The organism is Legionella cherrii (assembly GCF_900635815.1).
Taxonomy (GTDB): Bacteria; Pseudomonadota; Gammaproteobacteria; order Legionellales; family Legionellaceae; genus Legionella; species Legionella cherrii.
Window position 1 is genome coordinate 2973912 of sequence record NZ_LR134173.1, and the last position, 12229, is coordinate 2986140.

Below are 12229 nucleotides of genomic sequence, written 5' to 3' on the forward strand. Positions count from 1 at the left end.
AATATCCTCTCCCCTTATAGGGAGGGTAGGCTTCCCGCAGGGCAGATGAGGGTATTGATTTTCATAATGAACCCTCACCCCTGCGTCTCCCCCACAAGTGGGAGAGAAGATTTTCATAATTGATGGCTCATAATTCTTCTACAGAAAAATCTTCTATCTTTAAAACCGTTGGCTGGCCATAAAAGGAACATAAAGCCTCTCGAAATTTGTGCGCACGTTGTGATAATCCATGCGTACAATAATGATTTACTTGTTCGTAAACCGCCTGTTTAAAAGCAACAGTATCAGATTCTGTACCGTTTAGATTATCGATACTGATATAAAATTTATGTCCTGCAGCCTTAGAAAGTATCCATTCCAATGCTTGCGGCTTTACTTCAACACGCTGAAATAAAGCTTGCTGTTCTGCAGTCCGCCCGTCTGGCATATACCAATATCCAAAATCTACTTGTTTTCTACGCTCTTCTCCGGCAATAAGCCAGTGGGAACATTCATGAAGCGCACTACTAAAAAAGCCATGAGCAAAATAGAGCGCATTATAAGGGCGTTGTTCATCAGCGGGTAAGTAAATGGGTTCGTTATCGCCTTTTATAAGTCGAGTATTAAATTCTTTGCCGAAACAATTATAGAAAAGAGTTATTAGATCTTGATATTGATGCACAAACGGCCTTTCACTCATTAATTTACACATATTGCCTAATTTATACTAATATATTTAAAGAGTCATTATATTTATAAGTTTACGGAATTTGGAGTTCCGACGATAAAAATGCAAAAAAAAGCGCTATCATACAGATTAGGAAGATTTATAAATAAGCTGCGTTGGCCAATTATAGGATTATGGTTACTTGCAATCATACTCTGTATCCCTTTTTTGCCCCACATTATTACCCCATTTAAAACAACTGGATTTATTGATGAGAGTTCTGCAAGTGCGAAAGCAGAACAGTACATGAATAAAAAATTGGGCTACAACGATAAAAATAAGTTTCTTATCATGTATCATAGTTCAAAACTTTTAGCGACTCAGCCTCTATTTAAAGAAAAAATCAAAAAATCATTGTCTGATTTAAAAGATTTTCCAATTAAAAATGAGATCATTTACCCTGATGATAAAAACCAGATTTCCAAGGATAAACATACAGCTTATGTTGTAGTGATCTTCAAAACGAATAAACCCTTTAGTGATGAATTATTAAAACAGTTTAAACAATCAATAAAAAAACCTTCTCATATGACCGTGCTGCTGGGGGGGGAACCGCATTTCGTTCAAAACGTGAATAAACAGACACAAATTGACCTTTATAAAGCGGATTTTGTCGCCACACCAGTAGCAATTATCACTTTAATTCTTGTATTTGGATCAGTTGTTGCTGCCACACTTCCAATTATTTTGGGCGGTGGATGCGCCATCATCATTTTAACTACACTCTATTTATTTGGCCATTTGTTCACCCTTTCTATTTTCACTATCAACATCGCTTTATTGCTCGGTTTGTGTCTTTGTTTGGATTATTCATTATTTTTCATTAGTCGATTTAGGGATGAATTAAAAAACGGATTAAATATCGAAGAAGCAATTGCAACAACCCAGGAAACAGCAGGTAAAGCAATTTTCTTTAGTGGCCTGGCCGTTTTCGTAAGTCTCAGCGCTTTATTTCTATTTCCAGTCAACATCTTATTTTCAGTTGCAGTTGGTGGCTTAGCCGCTGTTTTTTTTGCGGTATTAATCTCAACCATATTTTTACCAGCAATCCTTGCAGTATTGAAATCAAAAATTAATTTTTTATCAGTACGTTTGTTCAGGAGCAAAAATCATTCCAGTTACTGGCGTTGGCTCGCAGAGCGGGTTGTGCGCCACCCCTACTTGTTTTTCTTTCCCATTCTTATTTTTTTACTGGTGCTTGGATATCCCTTTTTAATGGCAAAATTTGGCATATCAGATTATCGCATTTTCCCTGAGCAATCAGAACACCGAGCTTTTTATGATACGTATGCAAAGAAATTTAAAATTGAACAGCTAAATCCTGTGATCCTGGTCATAGAATCCCCCTCGTCATCAATTTTATCACGTCATAACTTATCCAAAATATATGATTTGGTTCATAAGTTAAAACAAAATCCCTTGGTCAAAGAGGTCAATGGCATTATTAGCAGTAATTCAGATCTGAAAAAAGGTCAATATTATACTCTTTATCATTTGAATAAAAAATTGCTCGATTCACGTGTGAAGCAATTATTGGATACAACAACAACGAAACATATGGCGATTATTAGTGTGATTAGCAAGTATCCCGTCAATTCAGAAGAAACCAAAAAACTGGTTAATGAATTACATCACATCAAGTTAGGTTCGGGATTAAAAGTGCAACTGACTGGAATCACTGTGAGTAATATTGATGTGCTGCATAGTATTTATCGTGTTCTTCCTTATGCCATTCTATGGATCATTGTATTTTCTTATCTCATCTTGCTCTTGCTCTTAAGATCCTTGTTCCTACCTTTGAAAGCAATTTTAATGACCTTGTTAAGCCTTAGTGCTTCATACGGTGCATTGGTTTTTGTATTTCAGCAAGGATACCTATCTAAAATACTTAACTTCCAACCCCAAGAAATGCTCGATATTAGTTTATTAGTCATTATCTTTTGTGCTTTATTTGGCTTTTCAATGGACTATGAGGTATTTTTGCTGACGCGTATTAAAGAGGCGCATCAGTTAACTAAAGACAACCATAAAAGCATTATTTTTGGCATCGAAAAAAGCAGTCGTATTATTACGAGTGCGGCTCTTATTGTTATAGTAATTTGCTGCTCCTTCTTGATTGCAGATGTATTAATGGTCAAAGCATTTGGACTTGGCATTGCTGTTGCCATTTTCGTGGATGCTTTCTTAATAAGAAGCTTTTTAGTACCTGCCACAATGGCTCTCTTTAAAAATTGGGTCTGGTACCTTCCCAAATGGTTAGATCGACTCTTACCTAAACTTTAATCCTGAATTCGCAAAATTAACCGATAAAAAGCAGCTGATCCCTATTATTTTTTTCTAAGTTGAATATAGCAAAAGTGTTTACTATACTGAATTTAAAGGTTTTTTAGTTATTTTTTATGGGAAATAAAGGTGTTTTTTATTGCTCCAAGAGCAGAAACATTTCGTAATGAATAAAAAATAACTAAAAAACCTTTAAATTCAGCAAAAGATTTAGATTGTACGCTATTCTTTAACTGCCGAATTTAGGATAAAAAATGGCTAATAAAAAAATAATACATGCCTTATTTGAAGAATATGCGCGCCACTTCCCTAATTATATCGCTGCGCTAAAAGGGAATGAAAAACTGACTTATGGCGAACTTAATCAAAGAGCCAATCAACTCGCTCATTATTTACAAAGCTCAGGTTTAAAGCCAGACACTCCCGTTGCACTCTGTTTGGACCGTTCATTTGATTTTCTAATAACGCTTCTTGCTATTTTAAAAGCAGGCGGAGCATATCTGCCTTTAGACGCATCTCAACCCAAAGAACGCTTATTATTTTTACTTCATGATAGCCAAGCACCAATTTTAATCACACAATCTAGGTTTACTGATTCATTTGCCTCCTACCAGGGAACAGTAATTCTCTTGAATGCGGATAATAATAAGATTAATCAACAGCCAATAGATAACCTCCCCCCCACAAATACTCCTGAACATTTAGCCTATATCATTTATACATCTGGCTCCACAGGCGCTCCAAAAGGCGTGCTCATTGAACATCGTTCTGTGGTGAATTATTGCAAATGGTTTGCTGATTATACTCAGTGTAAACCTCAGCAACGAATTGATTTTTCTGCCAATCCTATCTTCGATATGTCAGTCACTTCGACTATTGTTCCTCTAATGCTTGGATTAACAGTTGTTCTTTGCGAGGATGTGATTAAGAAAGAAGTACGGTCTTATCTGCATTATTTAGCAAAATCGCGCATTAACATCATAAAATCGACTCCAAGTTATTTTAAGGTACTTGTGCAAGAAGCAAAAAATAACTTCGTTACCTTACCCCAATTACGCTCGATTATCCTTGGTGGAGAAAACTTGTCTGCTGCTGAATGCCAATCTTGGCTTAAGCTCTACCCTAAACATGTTTTATATAACGAATACGGACCAACAGAAACTACTGTAGCAGTTTCGACTTATAAAATAAGTATTTTAAACTGCGCCGATTTAGATACCAATGTGCCTATTGGGAAAGCAGGTCCCAATATGAATTGCTTGATTCTTGATACTAAAGGTCAGCCTGTTCGAGATGGAGAACCAGGCGAATTACATATCGGTGGCGCATGTCTGGCTCGTGGTTACTTAAATCAACCCCAATTAACGCAACGACAATTTATTACCTACAATCAAACCCGTTTATATAAAACAGGAGACTTATGCAAGAAACGTTCAGATGGAGTAATTGAGTATTTAGGGCGAATCGATGAGCAAGTCAAAATACGTGGATATCGTATTGAACCGGGTGAAATACAAAAATACCTGCTTACCCAACCTGATATTAAAGAAGCAGTGTTACTGACTCAAAAAGATTCTTTTGGTGAACAACGATTAGTAGCCTATTACATCCTAAAAAACGATGATAGCGCCCTAAATGCAAATCAAATACGACAATTTTTACAAATATATTTACCTGAATTCATGATTCCCTCAGTTTTTGTAAGGGTTGAGTCCTTCCCTCTAACCGCTAATGGTAAATTAGATAAATCAGCCTTACCTTTACCCTCATTAATTGCCAGTCATGACTATGTTGAACCCAGTACTGCCTTAGAGAAAAAACTTGCACAAATTTGGTCAGAAGAATTAGGAATTCCCCTCATCGGTATTCATGATGATTTTTTTGATTTAGGAGGACACTCTTTATCAGCAGCACGTATCATTGCGAAAATAAATGGAGATTTAAATAGAAGCATCAGCATCCATGACTTTTATAAAGCCGCAAATATTGCCAAACTAATCCCAATTATCAAAAATACCAAAAAAAATAAGAAAAAACGCACAAATAAGCAACCTGACTATCATAAACTAATCAACATTCCTCTCAGTGATTTTCAGTTTTTACTCTGGATGTCCTACACATTTGAGCCTAAAGCACAAAAACTAAATATTGTCGCGAGAAAGAGGCTAAGTGGTCGTTTAAATGAAAAAGCTTTAGAATTTGCTTTTCAAGCGGTTTTAAAAAAACATGAAGCATTAACTTTTCAGATATTAAAATTAAAACCAGCACAAAAAAAACAAAAAAAATATTTGTTTCAATTGAGTATTAATGATTTCACATCACTTCCTAGGCAACAATGTGAACGTGAATTACAGGAATCAATGACCCAACTCATCAATTTATATCCATGGCCTAGAAAGAACCCGTTAATCATTGGCAAATTATTTTACATAAATGAGCATGAATCAGAACTGCAAATTTGCACTCCGCACCTCATTTCTGATGATCATTGTATCGATATTTTATTTACTGAATTATCTCAATTTTATCAACTTTATAATCAAGTAACACTTGATCAAATTGAAATTGATACGCGTTTTAAAGAACATATTTTTAGTGAACGAACTGCAATGAAAATGCATTCGGAGGAAGATATTCCATTTTGGGAAGAATATTTGAAAGATGCCAGCTTATTTACTTTTCCCGAAGAGCATGTAATTCATGACATGCAGACTACAAATATTCCTTACTCAACTTATTCAGTAATATCCAAGGACTTAATCAATCATCTCAAACTTTTTTGTGAACGTAACCACATCAGCATTAATAATACATTATGCGCAGTGATTGCGTTGGCTTTACGAAACTGCTGCGGAAGCTACACGAGTGAAACTCCTTCTACTTATATCAACATCATTCAATCCACACGAGATAACCCCATTTATGATAATACGATTGGCTGTTTCCTGAGAGTGGAACCGACTAAAATCAGTCTTGATGATAAGGCAACACTAACCAGTTTATCCCAACAAATACGTAACGCGATTATTGATACCAGTAACTATCAATATTGCTCAAACCTAGTAAAGCTTTGCTCTATTAGCTCGTTTAAGCCCAATAAGGTAGAAACTTTCTTTACTCAGCTAGTTACCCCAATCTATACAAAACTACTCAAGATACCCTCTATTTATCGGAAAATATTACAACGATGTGGCAGTCGGATGATCTCATTTAAACGAAATACAAAATTTCTTGTTAACCTCAATATCAGAGGTAATTTCGTTGAAACTTCTGATAGAAATTTGGAGTTATTTGGGCTTAATACGAAACAGATTAAAAACAATAATGATGATTTACTTGCAATAAATTATATCTTTGAAGCCAGTTTCATACGCGATGACAATCAGAACCTCCATTATTTAGTCATTTCAGCCAACTTAAACCCCACATTTCGTGAGAAAATTGTACAAGAGGTCATTCAGATCATGGAATCTATTGTATTTGAAAACAATTCACGTGAACTTATGCTAAAACATGAACATGTAGAACAATTTTTTTAGATTCTCACGATTTAGAATTCATTTTATCGCTTTTATTACAACTTTACGGAGCCAATTATCCCTCATCACTCATGCAGAACTCGTTCTGCCAAACCTGTGCCAAGATTGCCATTTCGGTAATACATGTTGATTTATTTGACAAAAAATAACCGACTAATACTCTCCAGCAATAATTCAATAACTATGCTGACTTCTTATTCAACTCAACTACATTATTCATACGATCTTTTGCAGCCCGATTAATTTTCTGATAGAGTAATTCAGATAAACTTTCAGCCTTATAGGGGATGTTAAAAATGATTCGAGGATTTTTTGCAGGTTTAATCTTTTTGCTCAGTTTCTCAGCTTTTTCATATGGAAATACTTGTGGTAATGCTGTCCCTACTAATGATGCCGGTTTTTGTTCTTCATTTAAAAAAGTTGCAACGTGTTACTGTACTAGTTCTGGCTTGCCTTCTGGCATGTGTCAAGATATGAATATGTTGTATGCTCGTATGGTCAGCGTATATGGTTCATTGGATAAAGCATGTGCTGCTCAACCTTACACTACGAAACAAGATTGTCTTGATAATTGGAATTGTTATCGTCTCGGTGGAATAGATTCTCGTGGTAGAATTTGTAGTTCCACGAAACAACCCTGTCAGTAATTTATATTAAATTGTTACAGTCAGCAAAAAAATGATTAAGGTTGGGCTATAGCCCGACCAGAAATTCTAATGATTAAAACAATCTTCGTAGAGAACTTATTGTGCAAAATAAAAATTCAAAATCATTTTTATTCTCATTGTTATTTTTTTCAACATCTTTTTGTTTCGCACAAACCAATGATATGCCCCACCACCCTTTTTATATAGGTGCAATTGCGGGTTTTGGTTCAACTACTTGGCAAGGTTTAGTTCCAAGTGAAGAAAATCAAAATGTGGCCTTGATGTTATCAACTCCTATTGATGTCGAAGAAGGTGGAAGTGCATGGGGAGTTTTAGCTGGCTATGAATTTACTCGCTTCTTTGCAATCGAAAACCAGTTATATGCATTTTCCAGATGCGAATATTCATTTCGACTCCATAAGTTTATTCAGTTTCAAACACGATGGTTTAGAGGTTTTAACAACCCAAACTGAAGTCGTAACCCTGATGGGCAAACTCATGGTCCCTATTCCTCACTCCCAGATGAAAATCTTTTCCGGAGCTGGAGTTGCAGGTGTGCATCGTAAAGATATTGTTGTCGATGACTGGCGTCCAGGACCTGCTTTTGCCGTAGGTGTGAATTATAATTTTACTGAACAGATAACCGGTGAAATTGCTGGCAACTTTAATGCGGGTTATGGGGAGTCGCAACTGAATCCTGCCGACTCATATTATCCTTTTCTCTATTCAGTCGCTGCCCATCTAATTTTTCGCTTTTAAAAATTTTTAAATCAAGTGTCATGATATAAATTACACTCGGATTAAGATCATTTAATCCGAGCTTCTTATTATCTTGATGAGCCACTGAATACCTTAAAACGTCATATGACCATCGAAAGAAAATTAATTATTGCTTACCCAATCGATATATTTCGTAGTTTTTCTCTAATTCGTATTTAAGGGTTTCTTTATCATCCAAACCCAATCGGTCTGCTAAGGATAACGTATGCATGATCTGCGACGCTTTGGCTTTAGTTACTGTAAAAGGTATATTTAGGTGTGACTTTGTAGGATCACTGATAACTGTTAATAAAGCTTTTTTGGTAATACCTTTCACATGTTGAATTTCTTTGTCTTTACTGGGTATGAAATTTTTATTCTTAACAAGACGGCGCATGACATGATAATAAGTATTTATTTGTTGATAGGTGAGATCCAGTTCAATAGTATTATGTTCATCATATATATCCATTGTGCGATTGCGAGGCAAAGCAGGATGATGTATTTGGGCTAACTCCCTCACCCCTTGAAAGATACTGCTAGCCATTTGAGGGAGTAATTTATTCAGTACATAATGTCCAAAAGGACGAAATGCATAGCTATAAGGTACTAATATATTATAATAAATAAGGGATCTCACAAATGCATTAATCCAGAGATGATGTGTTTTGCGCTGGGAATTATCATATTCTGCGGAAACATATCTGAATTCGGTATCCGCAAATCCCGCATAATTTAAACAATGATCAAAAAAAGCATTGGGTCCTTTCTTGTCTTTTGGAGGCACCACTTGAAGAATTTCCCAATCTTTTTTCCAAATACCGAAAGAAGAAACCGGATCATCACCCTGTTTTTGCACTACAACTCTTGGCTTTTGAGTCAATTCTTCCCAGTGGTCATACCCACTTTTAAATAAAGGATCAAAAAGCCCTGGAGGATTCAATGCATCAACACGTGATATTTTATAATCCCCCTCATCAAGAGCAAGCAGTAAACTTAAAGCCCCTCCCAAACTTACTCCACATACATGAATTGTATTATTTTGTTGATTGAGCCATGTTCTAATTGCTTCTCTACCGCTGCGATATAAGGATAAACCAACCGTTTCAAATCCTTTTGAGTCCGTTTTTATTTGAGTTAAGAAACCCTGGCCTGCAGGATAGGTTGTGCCCATAAAAATTAAATGTGATTCTGCTTTTTCATGAAAAATTGGTTTAAGTCCATAAGCAAAAACGCGATCATGATCATAAGTAAAAAACTGCTTCCATCCATGTTTCTCTGTTAGTTCAATCGGAGTAACTTGATACTCAACTAATTCCCAGCGACCATCAATACATTGTGGAATTTTAAAGGACTCATAAGGAGTTAAGTCGCCATAAGGAAGCATAGACAAGCAATTACTTAAATAAAGTTGAACTTGTTCGCTTTGCTCGGCATCCAATTCTTTTTCCTGGAGTTGCTTAAAAAGCTCTAGGAACCCTTGTTGCATGGCCAAACGAACTTCTCTTAATAAATCTATATCTCGCTGAAGAAAAAAAGAAGATAAGACTGTCGGAGTTAAAAATTGAGTCCAAGACTTTGTCCATCCCATAGTAAAAAAGCGCAGTATATTGCGGGCTAAAATGGGAGTGGTTTGAGAAGAATCCACCCCTTCAAGAGATTCAAACTCCACTTGCTCAAAAAACTTGAGTTCCAAGCCTCCTTTAAACGTTATTCCGTTTAACAATTCAACCTCCCTTTCCCTATTTTGGTCGTTGAATAAAGATCACCTAGGCCCAGCCAATCCAACCGAGTGAACGATGAATATAAATTATATGCCTTTACCTATTCGATACTCACTGTAGCATTTTTCTAAATTCTCTTTTAATAAGGCTTCGTTCTCCATTCCTAATTGTTCTACCCAATATAAAGTACGACGAATGTGAGCGGCCTTAGCTCGAGTAACCGTAAAAGGCACTACAAAATCTGCCCTTTGGGAATTAGCACTTTCTTCGAGTAATGTTTTTTTGCTAACCCCTGCTACATAGCTACTTTTGTGTTCGTTGGCAGGCAAATAGCTTTTTCCTTTTACCAGCCGGCGCATCACATCATAATAGGTGTGTATTTGCGGATGAGTAAGTTCTATCTTAACTGTCTCGTCTTTATTATAGATATCCATAGTCGGATTGCGCGAAAGAGAAGGATCATGCAACTCCGCCAGCTCCTCTTTTTCTACAAGCGATCGAATAGCAGAATTTTCTGGATTTTTTTTCGAAAGGTATTTTGAGCAGGCAAAAATAGTGGCCAACAATCCCCCAGCAATCATAAACAAAGCGGCTACGGGTAAGATGCCAGCCAAGGTAAGACCCACTCCTGCTAATACTCCTAATACAGAAATTGAAATCATCCAATTTTGTACAAAAAAATATGCAAGCGGACGCACTGCATAAGTATACGGCAGAAAAAAAAGACCATAAAGTAGTGCCCTGCCAAGGGTGTAAAGCCAAAAATTACGCGCTTTTCGTTTGGCATTATCCTGTTTGGCCTCAATATAGCTAAAGGTTGTATCGGCGAATCCGGCATAATTTAAAAAATGGTCACAAAAACAATTGGGCCCTTGCTTATCGGGTGGAGGAGTTACTTGTATAATATACCAATCATCCTTCCAGACGCCAAAAGCTGAAACAGGATCATTTCCTTGCTTTTGTACAACGACTAGTGGCTTATCGGCCAATTCATGCCAATGATCATTTCTATTCTTTGACCAACCCTCATGCAGCCCGGCAGGATTGAGCGCATCAACACGAGACAATGCATAATTTCCTTTATCGATAGCAAGTAATAAGCTTAATGAACCACCTAAGCTCACACCACATACATGCACTTTATTTTTTTGACTGCTTAACCATTGATGAATCCGATCTCGTCCCGTTTGATAAAGTGACTCGCCAACCGTTTCAAAGCCTTTGGAATCAGTATTCACTTGGGGTATGAAGCCCTGTCCCATAGGATAAGTTGTACCCATGAAAATTAAGTGAGATTCTGCTTTTTGTTGAAAAAGCGGCTCAAGTCCATAAGCAAAAACACGGTCTTGGTCTTGAATAAAAAAACGGTTCCATCCTGATCTTTTGGTTAATTCAATTGGTTTGACCTGATATTCGACTAGTTCCAGATGATCATCAATATATTGAGGGATTTTAAAGGATTCATACGGTGTTAAATCTCCATAAGGGAGTAACGTCAAACAATTACTTAAATAAAGATGAACTTGCTCTTTTTGCTGATCAGTTAATTCCTTATCCTTTAATTGCTCAAAAAGATCTAAAAAACCCTGTTGAAAAGCGAAACGTAATTCCCGTAATAATTCATGATCACGTTTTACAAAAACAGCATAAGCTACGGCTGGGGTTAAAAACTCGGTCCACTGCTCTGTCCATCCCATCATTAAAAAGCGCACTGCATTGCGCGCAATAATCGCTGCCTGTTTCTCTTGTTCCACACCTGCAATGGGTTCAAATTGGCGTTGAGGGGAAAAATTAAGTTCTATTCCACCTCGAAAAGCAGATTTTACAGGCACATTCCACCTCCCAATAATTACATGAGTATTTTCCTTATCTTAGGACAAAAAACTTGAAGAACGATTGGATTTAAAGTGCAGATAAGGCAAAAAATACACACAATACAAACGTTCTTACTCAGTGGCAAGTACTTATTACAATTTTTCTTGTTGTAACGAAGTCACCACAGCAGGGCGTTTTGCAACGACTTTCATAAATTGTTCTAAATGTTTATAGGCTGAAAGATCCATTTTAAAATGATACGCCCATCTGGTTATGACAAATAAATAAGCATCCGCCAAAGAAAAGTCATCCCCCATCAAGTACGGCCCCTTTGCAAGATGCTCATTAACATACTTCATTCGAGTATTGATTATGGACATAAAAATTTTTTTTGTTTCTTCATTAAGATTGGGATGAAAGAACATGCCTATAGTTTTATGTAATTCAGTAGCAACATAATTTATCCACTCGAGGGTGTGGTATCTTTTTAAGTCTCCCACTGCGGGTAAAAGCTTTTGGCCGGGTGTTTTATCCGCTAAATATTGCAAAATAACCTGATTTTCTGTCAACAAATCACCGTTATCCAGGTAAAGTGCTGGTACCGCACCTTTAGGATTAATCGATAAATAATTTTCATCTGAACGTGTCTTTTTTGCCTTTAAATCGACTTCTTCATCTTGAAAATCGATTCCTAACTCATTAAGAACAATACGTACTGCTAAAGAACATGCTGATTTGGCATAATAAAGTTTCATA

9 protein-coding genes are annotated in these 12229 nt (G+C 36.5%); 5 read left to right on the top strand and 4 right to left on the bottom strand.

The window, feature by feature from the left end; translation table 11 throughout:
* Positions 1-127 precede the first annotated feature (127 nt).
* Positions 128-661 (bottom strand): elongation factor P hydroxylase, encoded by a 534-nt coding sequence (locus EL022_RS12660; protein ID WP_028380229.1) that lies wholly within the window; start codon positions 659-661, stop codon positions 128-130.
* Between the two features lie 108 nt (positions 662-769).
* Between EL022_RS12660 and EL022_RS12665 the strand changes: the two genes are divergently transcribed.
* The 5 genes from EL022_RS12665 to EL022_RS16455 all read left to right on the top strand — a co-directional run bounded on the left by EL022_RS12665 (position 770) and on the right by EL022_RS16455 (position 7934).
* Positions 770-2989, top strand: coding sequence for an MMPL family transporter (locus EL022_RS12665; protein ID WP_028380228.1), 2220 nt, complete (start codon positions 770-772; stop codon positions 2987-2989).
* A gap of 254 nt (positions 2990-3243) precedes the next feature.
* Positions 3244-6528: an amino acid adenylation domain-containing protein gene (locus EL022_RS12670; protein WP_028380227.1), complete on the top strand. Its 3285-nt coding sequence runs from the start codon at positions 3244-3246 to the stop codon at positions 6526-6528.
* Positions 6529-6824: 296 nt separating this feature from the next.
* A complete protein-coding gene (locus EL022_RS12675) occupies positions 6825-7175 on the top strand; it encodes a hypothetical protein (RefSeq protein ID WP_028380226.1) in 351 nt (116 codons plus the stop codon).
* A gap of 101 nt (positions 7176-7276) precedes the next feature.
* Positions 7277-7648, top strand: a complete 372-nt coding sequence (locus EL022_RS16450) for a hypothetical protein (RefSeq protein WP_241972180.1) — start codon at positions 7277-7279, stop codon at positions 7646-7648.
* A gap of 82 nt (positions 7649-7730) precedes the next feature.
* A complete protein-coding gene (locus EL022_RS16455) occupies positions 7731-7934 on the top strand; it encodes a hypothetical protein (protein ID WP_241972181.1) in 204 nt (67 codons plus the stop codon).
* A gap of 127 nt (positions 7935-8061) precedes the next feature.
* Here the strand turns inward: EL022_RS16455 and EL022_RS12685 are convergent, their stop codons facing one another.
* From EL022_RS12685 to gstA, 3 genes are all read right to left on the bottom strand, one after another.
* Positions 8062-9660 (bottom strand): hypothetical protein, encoded by a 1599-nt coding sequence (locus EL022_RS12685; protein WP_028380224.1) that lies wholly within the window; start codon positions 9658-9660, stop codon positions 8062-8064.
* A gap of 84 nt (positions 9661-9744) precedes the next feature.
* A complete protein-coding gene (locus tag EL022_RS12690; protein ID WP_028380223.1) occupies positions 9745-11490 on the bottom strand; it encodes a hypothetical protein in 1746 nt (581 codons plus the stop codon).
* A gap of 135 nt (positions 11491-11625) precedes the next feature.
* Complete coding sequence (gene gstA / locus EL022_RS12695) at positions 11626-12228, bottom strand: glutathione transferase GstA (protein ID WP_028380222.1); 603 nt, start codon at positions 12226-12228, stop codon at positions 11626-11628.
* Position 12229 lies beyond the last annotated feature (1 nt).